Source organism: Anoxybacillus sp. UARK-01, assembly GCF_002075365.1.
GTDB lineage: Bacteria > Bacillota > Bacilli > Bacillales > Anoxybacillaceae > Anoxybacteroides > Anoxybacteroides rupiense.
The window spans coordinates 150,633-168,689 of sequence record NZ_NASY01000047.1; the positions used below are offsets into that span (position 1 = coordinate 150,633).

Below are 18,057 nucleotides of genomic sequence, written 5' to 3' on the forward strand. Positions count from 1 at the left end.
AGAAATGGAATCGTTAAAAAGCAGGAGGGTGTCATTTTGAAAAAAAAGAAAAGGGCGCAAGTACCATTTCGGTTAAATATATTATTTTTTCTCGTGTTTATGCTGTTTTCAGCCCTGATTTTACGGCTTGGGGTTGTACAAATCGTGTATGGCGAGCAATATCGAAAAGAAGTCGAACGGACGGAAAATGTGACAGTGAGCACACCGGTGCCGCGCGGCAAAATTTATGATCGCTATCATCGTGTGATTGTTGATAACATCCCGCTGAATGCAATTACGTATACTCGTACGAAAACGACGACTCCAGAAGATACGCTAAAAATTGCCCAGCGATTGGCTCAATACATTGATAAGCCTGTAGATAAAGTAACCGAACGCGATATGAAGGATTATTGGATTTTAACAAGAGAAGAAAAGGCGGCTAAAAAGGTCAGCGAAGCAGAAAAAAAAGCGCTGCAAAAAAAGGGGCTATCTGATAAAGAGCTGGACAAGAAGGTGTACGAATTAACACTTGAACGAATTACAGCTGATGATCTAAAAGAAATCAAGCCTGAAGAAATGAAAGTGCTCGCTATTAAGCGATCGCTTGATAGCGGCTATGCGCTAACGCCGCAAATTGTGAAAAATAAAAATGTAACAAATGAAGAATACGCGGTGGTCAGCGAACATTTAGAAGAGCTGCCAGGAGTGAATACGACAACAGATTGGGAGCGCCATTATGTATATGGCAACACGTTCCGCTCTGTACTGGGCAGCGTCACAAGCGATGAGGACGGTGTTCCGCTGGAGAAGCTCGACTACTTTTTGGCGCGCGATTACAGCCGCAACGACCGCGTGGGTAAAAGCTATTTAGAGGCGCAATATGAAGATGTGCTTCACGGCAAAAAAGCGAAAATAAAAAATATAACCGATAAATCAGGAAATGTCATTGAGACGCAACAAGTGTATGAAGGAGAACGGGGCAAGGATCTCGTGCTCACCATTGATATGGAACTGCAGCAGCGCGTCGAGCAGATTATTCAAGAAGAGCTGCTTGCTACGAAACGGAAAGGGCATGCGCCGTTATTGGACAGGGCTTTTGTCGTGATGATGAACCCGAAAACAGGGGAAGTGCTGTCAATGGCGGGAAAAAGATTAGTCAAAACGGACAGCGGCAAAACGGAAATACAGGATTATGCCCTTGGAACGATTACGTCTGCTTATGCAATGGGGTCGGCTGTTAAGGGAGCCACTGTATTAACCGGCTTTCAAACAGGTGTGCTTCATAATAATACGTACTTGGTCGACGAACCGTTATACATTAAAGGAACAAAGCCGAAAAAATCGTGGAAGACGATGGGAAGCATCAATGAATTAACGGCGCTTAAACAATCGTCGAACGTGTATATGTTTAAAACCGCGATCGCAATCGGTCGCGGCACTTATCGTCCGCATGGTCCGCTCAGCATCGATCCGGATGCTTTTACGACGATCCGGCGTTATTTTAGCCAATTTGGACTCGGCGTCAAAACCGGCATCGATCTGCCGAATGAAATTATTGGGTTTCAAGGACCAATCAAAATGCCGGGGCTGCTTCTTGACTTAGCGATCGGCCAGTACGATATGTATACGCCGATGCAAATGGCGCAATATGTTTCAACGATTGCCAATGGCGGCTATCGTATGAAGCCGCAAATTGTCAAAGAAATCCGCGAGCCGAATAACGATGACAAAGAGCTAGGGCCGGTGATCCGCGATTTTCAGCCGACGGTGCTGAACCGGGTCGATATGAAGACAGCCTATATCGACCGGGTGAAGGAAGGCTTTCGCCGCGTTATGCAAGAGCCGGGGGGAACAGCATATGCGTATTTCGCCGACGCTCCATACAAGCCGGCCGGAAAGACAGGAACAGCGGAAGCATTTTATGACGGTCCGATTCAAAGCAAAAAAAATGATCCAACCTATAATTTAACATTAGTCGGTTATGCTCCCTACAATGCCCCTGAAGTGTCGTTTGCCGTTGTCGTGCCATGGGCGACACAAGGAGACAGTGACGGCATTAATAACCGAATCGGCCGCCGAATTTTAGATGCGTACTTTGAATTGAAAAAGGAACGGCCGCAGCAAGGGACACAGCAAACGCAACAAGACGAAACGCAGACAGATTCGCAAGCAACCAATCAATAAGAGTCACTGCGTTCATTGATGAGAAAATGATGTCATTCGACATGTTACATTTACGTAGGGATGAGGCTAAACAACGTTATTTCGCCGACCATTCAATGAATGTAAAATGACGGTGCTGGGCGTTTTCCGTCAAAAGCACAGATGTAAAGGCAAACACCAGCTGAAAAGCTAGAACCATTTTGAAGAGGCACTCATTATTGAGTGTCTTTTTGCTTTACAAAAGCTTAACAATCTCTTAAAACCAAGTTAAAAGTCTTATAGTACTCTTTAGGTGTTACAAAAAGCGAAATCACGTGTTTTGACGAAGAAAAATCGCTGTTCTATGCTTATGATCAATAGGATGATAATAAATGAAAGACAATATCGATGAATATCGTTGGCTTCTGATGCTTATATGGATGGAGGAAGAGAACCCAATGGAATTGACAATGATCAAGACAAAAGCGGAAAACGGGGCAATTTCGAAACCGGCAGAGAAAGATAAAGAGATTGTTTATCGTACAAGTGAATTAAATTTGTGGTATGGTGAGCATCATGCTTTAAAGAATATTCATCTGGATATTTATGAAAATGAAGTGACGGCGATCATTGGTCCTTCCGGATGCGGAAAATCGACCTATATTAAAACATTAAATCGAATGATCGAACTAGTTCCGAATGTGCGCACATCTGGAGAGATTGTTTATCGCAGCCGCAATATTTTCGATCAATCATATCGGGTGGAAGAACTGCGTACACAAGTCGGAATGGTTTTCCAAAAGCCTAATCCATTTCCTAAATCCGTCTATGATAATGTCGCTTATGGTCCACGCATTCATGGGATTCGCGACAAACGAACACTTGATGAGATTGTGGAAAAAAGCTTGCGCGGTGCGGCCCTTTGGGACGAAGTGAAGGATCGCCTTTATGATAATGCCGGCGGATTATCGGGAGGACAGCAACAGCGTTTATGCATTGCCCGCTGTCTCGCCATTGAACCGGATGTGATTTTAATGGACGAACCGACATCCGCTTTAGATCCGATTTCTACATTAAGAATAGAAGAGCTGATTCAAAGGCTTAAAGAGAACTATAGCATTATTATCGTTACACATAATATGCAGCAGGCCGCGCGTATTTCTGATAAAACAGCCTTTTTCTTAAATGGTGAAGTGGTCGAATATGATGACACAGACCGTTTATTTTCCAATCCTTCGGACAAGCGCACCGAGGACTATATTACCGGAAGATTCGGCTAAACGAAAGGTGGAACCAATATGCCGGCCAGAGAAAAATTCGACTATGATTTAAAAACATTACAGCAAAAGCTGCTGGAACTTGGCAGCTTAACCGAAACAGCGTTAAATTATTCCATTCAGGCATTTCAACACAAAAATATTGAACTAGCATTGCAAATTATTGACAACGACAGTCAAATTGACACTTTGGAAGAAGAAATCAACGATTTTGCTATTTTGCTCATTGCGAAACAACAACCGGTAGCCATTGATTTGCGGAGAATTGTCATTGCGATTAAAATTGCAACAGATATTGAACGCATTGCTGATTTTGCTGTTGATATTGCGAAAGCGGCGATTCGAATGGGCGACCGTCCATTTGCGCTGGAAATGGAAAAAATCATGCAAATGCACCGTGTTGCGCTAGAAATGGTGTCCATTGGTTTAAAAGCATATTACGAAGAAGATGTGGTATTGGCTCGGAAAATTGCAGAAATGGACGATGAAGTAGATGAGTTATATGGACAAATCATGAGGGAACTGCTGCGATTGAACGCCACCAATCAAGAAAATGCTTTGCAAATTAACCAATTTTCCTTGATTGCCCGCTATATTGAACGTATCGCCGATCATGCGACTAATTTAGGAGAGCATGTCGTCTATCTCGTAAAAGGAAAGCATTACGATTTAAATGGATAAATGTAAAAAGGTGGCCCTTTAAGGGGTCACCTTTTTGAATGGGTAATCATGCGAGCGATTTCCTCATATTTCATATCACTGCGTATTTCATATGTGCCGGGACGAATTTGTCCAGTGAGTTGATGGGCGTTTAAATAGTTGGTCAAAGCCTGATCGTCAGAGATAATTTTCGCTTCTTCTAGTTCTTTAGCAAATTTTGTGGGAACATCTCCTTTGTTAATAACAAGCCGATAAATACGAATGGTTGCTGGCGGTGCCGTTGTCGTTGTCTGTGGAGAAGCAGCCTGCGCCTTCGTTTCCGCTGCTTTTTTTAGCGCTTGATATTCTGTTTTTGCCAAAACGACCAACTCGTTTTTTTGCAAATAGGCATCAAGCTGCGCTTTCGTTGATTTAACTGGCTGCTGATAATAAATAATGCCAATGATGGAGGTTGACAATAACATTCCGAGCGCAAATCCGCGAATCGCTTCTCTGTTCATCGAGCAATCCCCCGCAAAATCATGCGCACCTCTTCAGCCGTTAGCGATGTTTCCCGGGCAATTTGCTCCGCTGAAAGACCTTTTTTATAAAGAGCCCATACACGGGCATATGATGATGCGAGAGGTGAATCGTCTTTTATTTTTTCTGTTAATGAAAAAGGCTTTTCTTCATTTATTAATAATTCTTCCTCCAATATCTTCAGCCGTTTTTTGAGTTGATACGTTTCTTGAGCCAATGAAAGCGTTAAATGATCTATTTGCTCTTCTAAGCTTTTCATTTGATCTTTTCCGAAAAAAGACGCAGCCAAAAGAAGAAGGGAAATGATTACAAATCCAATTAACGTATATTCCATCATTTTCTATCACCCCACTTCACTATACCATAAATAAATGCATAAAATCGATAAGATTATTGTAAGTAAGGAGAGAAGGAGTTAAAATAAAAATAAAAAATATTGAAAGAATATTCCGTAAAAAAGGTGGGGAGGTGAAAAAATCATGAAAGGTGTGATTATGGCTGGGGGAAAAGGGACGCGTTTGCGACCGCTGACGTGCAACATTCCAAAGCCAATGGTCCCACTTGTTGGAAAACCAGTGCTTGAATACACCATTGAGTGGCTTAAGCGGTTTGAGATTACTGATATTGCGATGACCATTCAATATTTAGGGGGAGTGATTAAACAGCATTTTCAAGACGGCGGCCGATTTGGAGTGAATATTGACTATTTTGAAGAACATGAGCCGCTTGGCACAGCAGGAAGCATAAAAAACGCCGCTTCTTTTATTGATGACACGTTTATTGTTGTCAGTGGAGATGCGCTAACCGATATCGACTTGTTTGAAGCGGTGGAATTTCATCGCCAGCGAGGCGCTTTAGCCACGATCGTTATGTCGCAGGAGCGGCAGCCGCTTAATTACGGAGGAATTATCGTCTCACGTGAAGGGCGGGTCAAGCAGCTGATTGAAAAGCCAAAATGGAACCAAGTATATACCGATTTTGTCAACACGGGTATTTATATTTTTGAACCGGAAATTTTAGAGTATATTATTGAAAATGAAAAGTGCGATTTCAGCAATGATGTTTTCCCTTTTTTATTAAAAAAGGATGTGCCTTTATATGCTTTTTTGGCTAAAGGCTATTGGCTCGATATCGGCACCATTCAGCAATATCAAAAAGCGCACATAGACATTTTAAATAAACATGTGCAAGTGTCGATCAATGGCAAGGAGCTGTTTCCCCATGTTTGGGTCGGATCCGATGTGAAAATCGAGGATGGTGCGGTTATTGTCGGTCCATCATTTATAGGCAATGGAGCGTTTATTCGCCAAAATGTCAAAATCGATGCCCATTCTGTCATTGGACCCAATGTGCAAATCGGCGAGCATGCTTCCGTGAAACGAAGTATCATTTGGGAGAGAAGCTATATCGGAAAGCATTGCGAATTGCGTGGCAGTATTTTAGCAGATGGCACCTATTTAGGCAACAACGTGGAACTGCTTGAACAATCCGTAATCGGTAGCCGCTGCACTCTTCAACCGCGGGTGCAGGTAAAGCCCAATATGAAAATTTGGCCGGAAAAAACGATTGCGGAAGGAACAGTGATTCATTCTTCCGTGTTTTGGGGAAAGCAACAACAAAAATCCTTGTTTGGAACACGCGGGATTGCCGGTATTGCTAATGTAGAAATGACGCCTGAATATGCTTCGAGGCTAGCTGCTGCTTATGGAAGTACGCTTCAGGTTCATCATCATGTAATGGTTGCAGGGGATGGACACCCATTTACGAACCTCATTAAACAAGCGTTTATTCATGGACTGCACGCATCAGGAGTGGTTACAGCGGAATGTCTAGAAAGTGTTACTGCGCCGATTGTGCGTCACCAGCTTCGTCGATCTTCTTATGATGGCGGCGTCTATATTTTCCTTGATGAAAAAGATCGAAGCATCTACATTGATTTGTATGACAAGCACGGCTATCCGATTAATTATTTACAAGAAAAAGAAATTGAACGTACGTTCGTTCAAGAGCAAATCCGCCGTGTGTCGATGGAACAAATAGGTTTTTCTAATACTCATCTACAGCCAAGCGCCTCTTACATTCAAGAAATGCAGCAACAAATCCATTTGCCTCTTCGTGGCTGCAAAGCAATTCTTGCCTCAGAATCACATGTCCATCATCTTGCAAACAAACTGCTTCATGGCCAGCCATGCGAAATTGAAATGCTGAAAAGCGCTGATTTTCGCGATATTGCCGATTATATAAAAACAGGAGACGCGTTATTTGCTTTAATCACAGGAAGGGATGGCGAGCAATTTTGGATTATGGACGAAAGCGGAACGATAGTGACTGAAGAACAACTGCTATCGTTATATACGATCACCTCGTTATGGTTTCAGCCAGAATGTCCTGTTTTGGTTCCAAGCTATGCGCCATCTGCGCTAGAGACCGTGGCTAGACAAATGAATGGGCAAATCAAAAAAATCAAAGGGGCACGAAAAGAGATGCTCAAAGAATGGCAGCAACCGTTTCATTTTTGTTATGATGCCATTTATGCGTTTGTCCAGCTCCTTCAGCTGCTAGCTGCCGAGGGACGTCCATTATCTGAAATTACCGCTTCCACCCCACGCATGCATTGGCTTAGAGAATATGTGTTCTGTCCTTGGAACGCCCGGGCGATTGTATTGCGTCGACTGATGGAGGATGAGGACGAAACGATTGTCGATGTCAATGACGGAATTAAATTATATCATCCTGATGGCGGCTGGACGTTTATTTTACCGGAGCTGGATCAGCCGATGTTTACCATTTATTCTGAAGCCCTGGATGTTCAAAGAGCACGTGAAACGATGATTTATTATATAAAAAAAATTCGCCAGTATCAAAATGCATAAATTAAATATGGAAATTGCCGCAAAAAAGTGCTATCATAGAAAAGTCTGATTATAAGTTTATAAAGTTTGGAGGGAAATGATCATGCGCGTAAATATTACATTGGCTTGCACAGAATGCGGCGAACGTAACTATATTTCAACAAAAAATAAACGCAACAATCCAGATCGTGTAGAGTTAAAAAAATATTGTCCAAGAGACAAAAAAGCGACCCTTCATCGCGAAACAAAGTAAGCAGTAGGAAACGTTTTCCTGCTGCTTTTTTATCATCTCAAATGAGAAATCTCCTGCTTCCATAAGTGGGGAATGAATCGGTCTTTACCGAAGAGAAGGACAGGAATGCTCCACTTCAACTTAGGTAAGTGAGGAGGAGGGCAAAGCAGAGGAGGGAATGAATTGCAGGAAAAAAGCGCGCTTCGCAAGCAAATGAAAGAAAAAATAAGAAGCTTATCAGCAAAGCAAAAGAACGAGTATGACGCGCAAATTGCGGAGAATCTGTACGCTTTGCCGGTTTGGCAGCAGGCGGAAACCATTGGGATCACCATTTCCAGAGAGAACGAAATTAACACAAAACCCATTATTGAAAAGGCTTGGCAGGAAGGAAAAACGGTATGCGTCCCAAAATGTGATCCACAAGAAAAAACGATGACATTTCGCGCCATCCGTTCATTTGATCAATTAGAGTCTGTTTATTTCGGTTTACAGGAGCCGATTGTAGCCATGACGGAAGAAGTCGCTTCTCGGCAAATCGATGTGATGATCGTTCCGGGAGTATGCTTTTCCAAAGCAGGATATCGAATCGGCTATGGGGGCGGATACTATGACCGTTACCTGCAGCATTTTTGGCGGCCGACGATTTCGCTTGCTTATTCCTTTCAAGTGGTAAACCATGTTCCATTTGAAGCGCATGACATTCCGGTTGACATGATTGTTACTAATGAAAAGGTTATGATGTGTGATGAATGAATGGCTATATATAGCTGCTATTTGGATCGTGGCTATTGGCGGCTTCGTTGTCCGCTCTTTGTCGATATCGGGAGCATTAGCGACTGTTTTGGTTGGAACAGCAGTTGCTGCTGGATTTGCTTGGAAGGGATTATGCCTATTAGGCGTATTTTTTGTTACATCAAGCTTTTGGAGCCATTTTTGTCATCGGAAAAAGGAAAGAGTAGCGGAAAAAGTCGCAAAAGGATCGCAACGGGATTATATTCAAGTTTTCGCGAATGGAAGCATTCCGGCGACCATTAGCTTACTCTCCCTTTTTTTTCCTTCCTTTGTTTGGCAAGGATTGTTTATCGTTTCCATTGCTGCGGCGAATGCGGATACATGGGCTTCAGAGATTGGCAGTCTCAGCCGCCAGTCTCCTCGCCTTGTTACAACATGGGAAAAAACGGAGCCGGGGACATCAGGGGCGGTTACCTGGCTTGGCCTTGCTGCTTCTTGTTTAGGAGCTGGACTAATCGCTGTGGTCGGTTCGCTGCTATGGGATGGTGTTCCCGTTGTTGCTGTGAGCATCGCCGGTTTTTTAGGCTGCATGATTGATACATATTTAGGAGCGGTGTGGCAAGCGATGTACCGCTGCGAGGTTTGCGGCATTGAAACAGAAAAAACGGAGCACTGTCAGCAAAAAACTGTACATATTAAAGGAATTCGTTTACTTAATAACGATTTAGTAAATTGGTTAGCCATTGCTTGTTCACTGATTGTTTATTTGTTTGTCACGAATTTGCAATAGAAAGAAGGGGAGGAACCCGATAGATAATGGTAAAGTATAGAAGAAAACTCTCTTGTTATGAATGGTGAAAGGTGGAGAAGCAAAGATGGCACATTTAGGAAAAAGGGTTGTTCTAATTGGAACAGGTTTTGTTGGCTCAAGTTACGCATTTGCTTTGCTCAATCAAGGCATTACGGAAGAGCTTGTGTTAATTGACGTTAATCAAGAAAAAGCGGAAGGGGATGCAATGGACTTAAACCACGGTCTTCCGTTTTCTCCTTCACCAACGAAAATATGGTTTGGTGATTATCGTGATTGCGAAAACGCCGACCTTGTTGTCATCACGGCTGGAGCCAACCAAAAGCCGGAAGAAACTCGTTTAGATTTAGTTCATAAAAATATGAAAATTTTTGAATCCATCGTTTCAGAAGTCATGAAAAGTGGATTTAACGGAATATTTCTTGTTGCCACAAATCCTGTCGACGTTCTTACCTATGCGACATGGAAGTTTTCAGGGCTTCCGCATGAACGGGTGATTGGCTCAGGAACGATTTTAGATACAGCCCGTTTCCGTTATTTGCTCGGACAGTATTTTCGAGTGGACGCTAGAAATGTTCATGCTTATATTATTGGTGAGCATGGCGATACCGAACTTCCGGTGTGGAGTCATGCAGATATCGGCGGAAAAGCTGTAACAGAGTTTATTCGTGAGCGCAAGCAGTATAAGCAAGAGGACTTAGAAACAATCTTTGCGAACGTTCGTGATGCCGCCTACCATATTATCGAGCGCAAAGGGGCAACCTATTATGGAATTGCCATGGGTCTTGCCCGTTTAACAAAGGCGATTTTACAAAATGAAAATTCTGTGCTGACGGTATCTGCTTATTTAAACGGTGAGTATGGCCATGCGGATATTTATATCGGCGTTCCAGCCATCGTCAATCGCGGCGGCATCCGTGAAATTGTAGAGTTAAAGCTGTCAGAAGCGGAAAAAGAGAAATTCTCCCATTCAGCCACGGTATTAAAAAATGTTCTCAACCCTTTTTTCGGAAATAAAGCGCATCCTTCATAAGAAAGCTGTGTTAGTTGTAGACAATGTCCATTTTGACTTTGTCTACAACTATTTTAACATCGTCCACCGAGAAGTCTTCTATCTCTTAACGGAGAGTAGGTGAGGGAGGTTTATGCAACATCCGTTCATGGTGACATTTCTACTTGCAGACTGGCTGGACAACACTTGGCAGAAAATGAGCGTAGTCGAATGAAGACGCAGATCGAACAAAAGACGCTTATGAGTGTGAGTGGACGAACGGGGCCAGTGTCACAGAATGAAAGCGTTTATCCATAGTCTGACGCATCCTTCATAAAGCATAAAGGATGCGTTTTATAATTTATCGGTTTTGGGGAAAAAGAATAGAGAAATCATGAATGGGAGGCGAAAAAAGTGAATAAAACGATATATGCCATTGCGGCTGTAATCGCTGCGATTTTCCTGTATCGCTATCGTTATCGGTTGCTGAATGGAGCATTGAGCATTCGTCCCTTGCAGACACTGCTTGTGCGTGCAGGAATGAGCATTCCATTTGTTCGCAAAGCAGTTGTTTCGCAAGTTTTTCATTAATTATGGTACAATGGCTAAAAAATAAGCTTTTCGTCATAGCACGTGGTTTTTAACGATATGAAAGGGAGAGGGAAACGTGGATCTGTTTTATTGGCAGCTCGTATACTTTTTGGTGAAAAACCGCTATCGAATTATCAAATTATCGAATGCGCCTCATGAAATATGGTTAGAGTCTTTCGAGCATAAAGGCGCTCCGCTTATTCGGCTTGTGCGGTATGATATCGATTGGAGCAGCTGGCTCCAACGTGATCTTGAATATACGCGCCAGATAGCTGAACAGCTGCAAAAACGGCATTTACGCCGTTCGCTTCCAATCTTGAATATCTATATTTCCGCTTATCCGCCGGTTGATGATTGGGAATGGATCGTGAAGGAACCCACTGAGCATTCGAGCTTACATACGATATTGGTTCATTCAGCCAACCAGATGCAAGCGTTGCAGGACATAAGCCAAATCATCCATGTTTCCGTTTCGCTGCCCGCGATCGAACATGACATGGACCCCCAGTTTGCTATCCAGTCTATCCAAAGGCATGTCTTCCGCCTAGAAAAAGAAAGGCAAGAAAAAGAGAAACGCCTGATGGAGCACGGCAAGCCACGGATCGTTTATGCATTAATCGCGATCCAAGTATTGATGTTTCTTTTTCTTGAATGGAAAGGAGGCAGCACGAATTCTGCTGTGCTAATTCAATATGGAGCAAAGTTTAACCCGCTGATTCAATCGGGGGAATGGTGGCGGCTGATTACACCGGTTTTTTTACATATTGGTTTTCTTCATTTATTAATGAATACAATGGCGCTATATTATTTAGGAATCGTGGTCGAACGTTTATATGGCTCTTGGCGCTTTTTGTTTATTTACTTGTTGGCAGGCTTCTTCGGAACAGTCGGCAGTTTTTTATTCACCTCTTCCATCTCCGCAGGAGCGTCTGGAGCGATTTTCGGCTTATTTGGCGCCCTTCTTTATTTTGGTACGGTATACCGCCATCTTTTCTTTCAAACAATGGGGGCTAATATTATAGGATTAATCGTGCTTAATCTAGGGTTGGGACTGTTGATTCCCGGGATTGATAACGCCGGACATATCGGTGGTTTGATTGGTGGTTTTCTGGCAGCCAATATCGTTCACTTGCCGCGCCATCGTTCATGGAGCAAGCAATTGCTTTCGTTTCTCGTGACATTGTCATTGCTTTCTTTTAGTTTATATATGGGATTTAAAGGATAAAGATTATGGGGAAATATGCTGGCGCAATTGCACAGTTTCCCCATTTTTCGTTTTCGTCAAAACAATTAAATGGGAGTAGTCTTTACTTATTAAAAGAAGCGGAACGGTGCTTCCAATTGGCGAAGTAATCGATCCATCCTTTTGTTTGATTCCTAAAAAATAGTTTTTGTACAATCCTTCCCATAGATTGCCGATAATGGCTTGGGTTTTTGCTTGCGAAAGATCAGGAAACGGCTGCTCGTTATAGGAAAGCAGCTCTGGCAAATACAAGTGATAGTAGCGTCGTTCATTAACCCCTATTTCTTCAATCATTGCTTTAGCTGTATATTCAAGAAGCTGTGAGGAGGCTTTATTTAATACTCGCTGCCATTCTTTTTCATTTGCTGTTTTGGCGTGACGGAAAGAAGTAAATGGAGAGTATGGAGAAGCAATGACATATAATTGATCGCCACTCATTTTTTGACTGCTCGTAATGGTGTCTCCGCGATGAATCTCTCCATAGTGAAAAGAAATCGCTTGGAAAAAATGACTATCGGTCGACTGAAAGGACCGTTCTTGCCGCAGTGATTGGTCAGCCTCTCTCCATTTAGACAAAGTCCCCATTAAACGTCCATCTGCAAACAGCAAAGAAATATCTTGCCGCAAATACACTTTTTCGTTTAAAGAAGAAGAGACCGTCCAAGAAAGGGAATATGAATGGTGCGATTTTGGCGACCGAGCATGTAAAACGGTTGCGGTTTGCTGAAAGCTAGCCTCTTGGTCAATAGGAAAAAAAGTGATGGCCTCTTGTGATGGATTCTCAAAAGAAAACGGAAAAAGATAAAGGCTTATCAATAGTGTGACAAATAGAGGGATCATCCAAAAAAGTGCTCGCTTCATATTTTTCCTCCAATAATATGGACAAGTTTTCACCAATGTATATGCAGAGAATTTGGAAAATATGTATGAATTCTCGCGCGTCTGTCAATGCTGGAGGATAAATGAGAGATCGTGCAGGTGAAAAAACGATGGAACGAACAAAGCGGGCTATTTCCACATCATTGTCTGAAAATGTTGCTTATTTGCGTGAGCGTCTAGGTGTTGGCAAAAGTTTTGATGTTATTCATTTAGATGTAGAATATGCAGGACGCAGCATGGCTTTTTTTATGATTGATGGATTTGTCAAAGATGATATCTTGCACTATATCATGAAGTTTTTAGCAACCCTTGATCAACAAGCGCTTCAGGAAAGTCCGATCGAGAAATTGTTAAAAACATATTTGCCTTATGTTGAATTAGAAAAGACGGATGATTTAAATCGAATTGTCGATGGAGTGCTTTCAGGTCCTACGGCATTAATGATTGATGGGATCGCTTATGCTATTTTGATTGATGCTCGCACGTATCCGGTTCGCGGACCGCAAGAGCCGGATATGGAACGGGTGGTCCGCGGCGCACGTGACGGCTTTGTCGAAACCATTGTTTTTAATACGGCGTTGACGAGAAGGAGAGTGCGCGACCGAACGCTGCGTATGGAATATATGCAAGTAGGGAGGCGATCCAAAACCGACATTTGTGTCTGTTATATTGAGGATATCGCAAATCCGGAAATTGTTCGCAGTGTGAAGGAATCGATTTCCAAAATTGATACAGATGGGCTGCCAATGGGAGAAAAAACACTTGAAGAATTTATTTCTGGACGACATTGGAATCCTTATCCGGTTGTCCGGTACACGGAACGGCCAGATACGGCGGCCGTTCATTTATATGAAGGTCATGTCTTGGTCATGGTTGACGGCTCACCCAGTGTCTTGATTATGCCAGCGACATTTTGGCACCATTTACAGCATGCGGAGGAGTATCGCAATAAACCCATTGTTGGCGCCTATTTGCGCTTGGTCCGCTTTTTAGCTGTTTGGGCCTCGCTTTTTCTGCTGCCGCTATGGTATTGGGCGATGACTAATTCTGATCAGCTGCCTAGTGCCCTTTCCTTTATTGGGAAAGCAAGTACAGGAGATCTTCCGTTATTTGCCCAGCTCATTGTGATTGAACTCGGTATTGATATGCTAAGAATGGCGGCGATTCATACGCCTTCCTCCTTAGCGACGGCACTGGGACTTGTGGCGGCTCTGATGATTGGGGGAATTGCTGTAGAGGTCGGCATTTTTTCCAATGAAGTCGTTCTTTATTTTTCTATTGCAGCGATTGGTACATTTGCGACACCAAGCTATGAGCTGGGATTGGCGAACCGCCTTGTGCGCATTGGCTTACTCATTGCTACCTCTTTATTTGGCGTTTACGGTTATATCGTTGGAATTACGTTGTGGGTTATGATGCTAGCGCGCATGAAGTCCTTTACGATTCCTTATTTATGGCCCTTTATTCCGTTTTCCTACCGGGCGATGCGCGACGTGTTGATTCGCTCTCCTATTCCGTTAAAAAATCGAAGACCGACCGTGCTGCATCCGCGTGATCCCGATCGATAAAAAGGCTTATCTTTTCGTAAGATAAGCCTTTAACTGTTGATAAACGCTTTCATTCTGCATTACTGGTTTCGCTCGTCTCCTACATTTTGTTCGATTTGCATCTTCCCTCGTCTATGTTTCTCGTTAACCAAGCATTTTCAAGCGAGTCTGATATAGAAAAATCATAATTAATTTAAATAATGACCGGCAAAGCCAAAAGTGACTTTTTCTACAATCTGAAGCCTTCTTTTATGTTTTTTATAGTAGGGATCGTTTCCTTTCTTGACGGCTTGCTCCGTTTGTTTATAAATTTATAATATGTACAAAAACGATATATAACATATAGCGCGGGTGAAAAGATGAAAACGGTTTATGATGTTCAGCAGCTTTTAAAAAAGTTTGGAACGATTATTTATGTAGGCGATCGGGTAGCTGATTTAGAGTTAATGGAGGAGGAGCTAAAGGAGCTATATCAATCGCAGCTGATTGATGTGCAGGAATACCAAATGGCGCTGTTGATCGTGAGGCATGAGGCACAAATGGAACGAGAAAAACGAATGAAAAAGGGATGAATAGAACATGGAAAAATGGTTAGCAGGTGTTGATTTAGGTGGCACAACAATTAAAATGGCGTTTATCAATATATATGGGGAAATGATTGATAAATGGGAAATCGATACAAATCATACTGATCACGGAAAACATATTGTTACTGATATTGCTAAAGCCATTGATCAAAGGTTGGAAAAGCACGGTCAAGGAAGAGAGAAGCTACTAGGGATCGGCATGGGGGCGCCTGGTCCTATCAAAGGAGACACAGGAGTCGTTTATGAGACAGTCAATATTGGCTGGAAAAACTACCCTTTGAAAAACCTGCTTGAGGCGGAAACATCGCTTCCTGTTGTTGTGGATAACGATGCTAATATGGCAGCCATTGGCGAGATGTGGAAAGGAGCAGGGAATGGCGCAAAAAATTTAGTTTGTGTCACGCTTGGGACAGGAGTTGGCGGCGGTGTGATTGCCAATGGTCAAATCGTGCGCGGAACGAATGGTGCGGGTGGTGAAATTGGCCATATTACCTCCATCCCGGACGGAGGAGCTGCTTGTAATTGCGGAAAAACGGGCTGCTTAGAAACGATCGCTTCGGCAACAGGAATTGTGCGTATCGCAAAAGAAAAGCTGACCAATAGCGAAGCTGATAGTATATTGCGGCAAGCAGAACATGTAACGGCCAAAGATGTATTTGACGCAGCTAAAGCCAATGACCGATTGGCGCTTGAAATCGTTGACTTTGTCACCTTTCATCTGGGACTGGCTCTCGCTCATGTTGCCAATGCCTTGAATCCGGAAAAAATTGTCATTGGCGGCGGTGTATCCAAAGCTGGTGACATATTAGTTCAGCATACCGGCCATTATTTTAGACGTTTTGCTTTTCCTCGTGTAGCAGAGGGAGCTTCTATTGTTACGGCAACGCTCGGCAATGATGCTGGAGTGATTGGCGGTGCTTGGCTGGCCAAACAAGCGTTTTTATTATAGCAGCATAAAAGACTGATTGTTTCATGCAATCAGCCTTTTTCTTATATGAACCGCATGGCCAAGTTTATTCGTCATTTTAAAGAGACGAAGGGAAAGAACGGCTGACATGTAGTAAAATGAGCGATCTCTCCATAAAAATAGAATGATGGTTCATGGTGAAATCACTCGTACATCCTTCTGAGCATACAATACTCGTAAATATTTTGGGGCAGCGGCCAGAAGGAGGAAGAACCATGGGGATTATTAGAGGAAGCGAGTATATTGAAAGGATTGACAATCAGCAGGCGGATGTTTGGATCGATGGTACCCCCGTCACGGGGAAACGATCTGAGCATCCAGCTTTCTCGGGAATTATGCGCAGTCAAGCGAAATTGTATGATGCTCAGCATCATCCAGATAAGCAACACATTCTTACGTTCCGGGCTCCAAACGGCGAATTAGTAGGTGCTTCTTTTTTGCGTCCGACGACAAAAGAGGATTTGGAAAAAAGACGTCTCATGTTTCAGGAGTGGGCGAAAATCAGTGCCGGCATGATGGGAAGATCACCTGACTACATGAATACAGCTGTCATGGCCTTAGCTGCTGCTGCCGATATGTTTGCGGAGCAACGACCTGAGTATGGCGAGCATGTACGTCATTTATATGAGCAAGCAATGAAACATGATTGGTCTTTTACACATACGTTTATTAATCCTCAGAAAAACCGTTCTCTTGGTTATATAGAAGATAATGAGGAGATTGTGGCGGCTAAGGTCGTCGATGAAACAGCCGATGGCATTGTCTTAAAAGGAGCGCGTCTTTTGGCTACTCAGGGAGGAATCACGGATGAGCTCCTCGTTTTGCCTGCTGGCGGCAATTATATTGGTGATGAGTATATTTACGCATTTTCTCTTCCGACAAACACGCCAGGATTAAAGTTTATTTGTCGCCCATCGTTTGCAGGCGGCTCGTCGGCGTTTAATTATCCGCTAAGTTCGCGATTTGATGAAGTGGATGCGCTTGTTGTTTTTGATCATGTGCTTGTACCGTGGGACCGTGTATTTTTATATAAAAATGCATGGCTGGCTAAAGAACTGTATACAGAGAGCCATTTATCGGCGATGCTTTTGCATCAGGTACTTTCCAGGAGAGTAGTCAAGACGGAATATTTTCTTGGGGTCGTGCATTTGCTGATTGAATCAATTCAAATTGGGGAATATCAGCATGTCAAAGAAAAAGCAAGTGAAATTGCTGCTGCATTAGAAGCGTTAAAGGCATTGCTGCTGGCATCAGAAAGGGAGGCGAAACCAGATCGCCGCGGTACGATGATTCCTGCCCTAGAACCGTTATCTGCGTCAGCCTTTTTATATCCGCGAATGTATCCGCGTTTTGCAGAAATTGTTCAATTGCTTGGCGCCAGCGGCCTCGTTTGTTTGCCGACAGAAAAGGATTTTGCTTCTCCTATTCGTTCAGATTTAGATCGCTATTTACAGGCAGCGACGCTGGAGGCTGAAGATCGGGTACAATTGTTTCGCTTGGCATGGGATATGACCATGAGCGCGTTTGGAACAAGACAAACGCTTTATGAACGCTTTTTTTTCGGTGATCCTGCGAAGTTTTCCGTCAGTTTTTACAACGGGTATGATAAAACGAAATGTGTTCAAATGGTGCAGCAGTTTTTAGAAAGTACGAATGCTAACGGATAAAGCGAATGGAACTCTCCAACCTGCCATCTTACAAAACTAAACATACGGTTAGACCTTATTGATAAAACGGACGATTGGTTCATAAAGGCAGAGGGAGCTTCTATTGTTCCTAATCCCCACTTAGGAAAGAAGTCTCCCTTTTTAAGCGTGTAAAAATGGTAGGGAGAGATAAATTTCGGTGGGCGATCACCCCGATTTTTGCTATATTCGATCGCTCATGTTCTTTGTTCGCCGGATATATGGGGTGTCTGGAGAAAAAGCGTGCGAAAACCAAGCATTTTTTCATGCACAAAATATCTAAGTACGAAAGCACTCGAATTGTCGGATACCAAGCGATCAAATCACCCAAAGGAACGTTAAGGACCATTTTCGTTGTGGAGC

At 43.1% G+C, this 18,057-nt stretch carries 17 protein-coding genes; 14 read left to right on the forward strand and 3 right to left on the reverse strand.

Annotation, left to right across the window (positions count from 1 at the left end):
- Positions 1-36 precede the first annotated feature (36 nt).
- The 3 genes from B6A27_RS12880 to phoU all read left to right on the forward strand — a co-directional run bounded on the left by B6A27_RS12880 (position 37) and on the right by phoU (position 4,082).
- Entirely contained in the window at positions 37-2,166 is a 2,130-nt protein-coding gene (locus tag B6A27_RS12880) for a peptidoglycan D,D-transpeptidase FtsI family protein (RefSeq protein WP_080862304.1), read from the forward strand.
- A 428-nt stretch (positions 2,167-2,594) separates the two neighbouring features.
- The gene (gene pstB, locus B6A27_RS12885) at positions 2,595-3,404 is read left to right on the forward strand and encodes a phosphate ABC transporter ATP-binding protein PstB (RefSeq protein WP_236631847.1); all 810 of its coding nucleotides are present in this window, start codon (positions 2,595-2,597) and stop codon (positions 3,402-3,404) included.
- Between the two features lie 18 nt (positions 3,405-3,422).
- On the forward strand, positions 3,423-4,082 hold the full coding sequence (gene phoU, locus B6A27_RS12890) for a phosphate signaling complex protein PhoU (protein ID WP_044744532.1): 660 nt from the start codon (positions 3,423-3,425) through the stop codon (positions 4,080-4,082).
- Positions 4,083-4,108: 26 nt separating this feature from the next.
- Here phoU and B6A27_RS12895 read toward each other — a convergent pair whose 3' ends face one another.
- Positions 4,109-4,561 carry an endolytic transglycosylase MltG gene (locus B6A27_RS12895; RefSeq protein WP_066145863.1) on the reverse strand — a complete coding sequence of 151 codons (453 nt, stop codon included), beginning with the start codon at positions 4,559-4,561 and terminating at the stop codon, positions 4,109-4,111.
- Positions 4,558-4,917, reverse strand: a complete 360-nt coding sequence (locus B6A27_RS12900; RefSeq protein ID WP_044744530.1) for a hypothetical protein — start codon at positions 4,915-4,917, stop codon at positions 4,558-4,560. Before B6A27_RS12900 ends, B6A27_RS12895 begins: the two co-directional genes overlap by 4 nt.
- A 142-nt stretch (positions 4,918-5,059) precedes the next feature.
- On the opposite strand from B6A27_RS12900, the gene B6A27_RS12905 reads away from it, so the two are divergent.
- From B6A27_RS12905 to B6A27_RS12930, 7 genes are all read left to right on the forward strand, one after another.
- Positions 5,060-7,453 carry a sugar phosphate nucleotidyltransferase gene (locus B6A27_RS12905; protein ID WP_066145860.1) on the forward strand — a complete coding sequence of 798 codons (2,394 nt, stop codon included), beginning with the start codon at positions 5,060-5,062 and terminating at the stop codon, positions 7,451-7,453.
- Between the two features lie 82 nt (positions 7,454-7,535).
- Entirely contained in the window at positions 7,536-7,685 is a 150-nt protein-coding gene (gene rpmG / locus B6A27_RS12910; protein WP_044744528.1) for a 50S ribosomal protein L33, read from the forward strand.
- A 162-nt stretch (positions 7,686-7,847) separates the two neighbouring features.
- Positions 7,848-8,417: a 5-formyltetrahydrofolate cyclo-ligase gene (locus B6A27_RS12915; RefSeq protein WP_044744527.1), complete on the forward strand. Its 570-nt coding sequence runs from the start codon at positions 7,848-7,850 to the stop codon at positions 8,415-8,417.
- Positions 8,410-9,186, forward strand: coding sequence for a DUF92 domain-containing protein (locus tag B6A27_RS12920; protein WP_044744526.1), 777 nt, complete (start codon positions 8,410-8,412; stop codon positions 9,184-9,186). Before B6A27_RS12915 ends, B6A27_RS12920 begins: the two co-directional genes overlap by 8 nt.
- 85 nt (positions 9,187-9,271) lie before the next feature.
- Positions 9,272-10,237 (forward strand): L-lactate dehydrogenase, encoded by a 966-nt coding sequence (locus B6A27_RS12925; protein WP_080862305.1) that lies wholly within the window; start codon positions 9,272-9,274, stop codon positions 10,235-10,237.
- Between the two features lie 372 nt (positions 10,238-10,609).
- A complete protein-coding gene (locus B6A27_RS18850; RefSeq protein WP_201722564.1) occupies positions 10,610-10,786 on the forward strand; it encodes a hypothetical protein in 177 nt (58 codons plus the stop codon).
- Positions 10,787-10,862: 76 nt separating this feature from the next.
- Positions 10,863-12,011, forward strand: a complete 1,149-nt coding sequence (locus B6A27_RS12930) for a rhomboid family intramembrane serine protease (protein WP_080862306.1) — start codon at positions 10,863-10,865, stop codon at positions 12,009-12,011.
- Positions 12,012-12,014: 3 nt separating this feature from the next.
- Here the strand turns inward: B6A27_RS12930 and B6A27_RS12935 are convergent, their stop codons facing one another.
- Positions 12,015-12,890 carry a hypothetical protein gene (locus B6A27_RS12935; protein ID WP_080862307.1) on the reverse strand — a complete coding sequence of 292 codons (876 nt, stop codon included), beginning with the start codon at positions 12,888-12,890 and terminating at the stop codon, positions 12,015-12,017.
- Positions 12,891-13,018: 128 nt separating this feature from the next.
- On the opposite strand from B6A27_RS12935, the gene B6A27_RS12940 reads away from it, so the two are divergent.
- From B6A27_RS12940 to hpaB, 4 genes are all read left to right on the forward strand, one after another.
- A complete protein-coding gene (locus B6A27_RS12940; RefSeq protein ID WP_066146543.1) occupies positions 13,019-14,476 on the forward strand; it encodes a spore germination protein in 1,458 nt (485 codons plus the stop codon).
- Positions 14,477-14,814: 338 nt separating this feature from the next.
- Positions 14,815-15,027 carry a YqgQ family protein gene (locus B6A27_RS12945; RefSeq protein WP_044744522.1) on the forward strand — a complete coding sequence of 71 codons (213 nt, stop codon included), beginning with the start codon at positions 14,815-14,817 and terminating at the stop codon, positions 15,025-15,027.
- A 7-nt stretch (positions 15,028-15,034) separates the two neighbouring features.
- Positions 15,035-15,991, forward strand: a complete 957-nt coding sequence (locus tag B6A27_RS12950) for an ROK family glucokinase (protein WP_066145852.1) — start codon at positions 15,035-15,037, stop codon at positions 15,989-15,991.
- Between the two features lie 233 nt (positions 15,992-16,224).
- Positions 16,225-17,676 carry a 4-hydroxyphenylacetate 3-monooxygenase, oxygenase component gene (gene hpaB, locus B6A27_RS12955; protein ID WP_080862308.1) on the forward strand — a complete coding sequence of 484 codons (1,452 nt, stop codon included), beginning with the start codon at positions 16,225-16,227 and terminating at the stop codon, positions 17,674-17,676.
- Positions 17,677-18,057 lie beyond the last annotated feature (381 nt).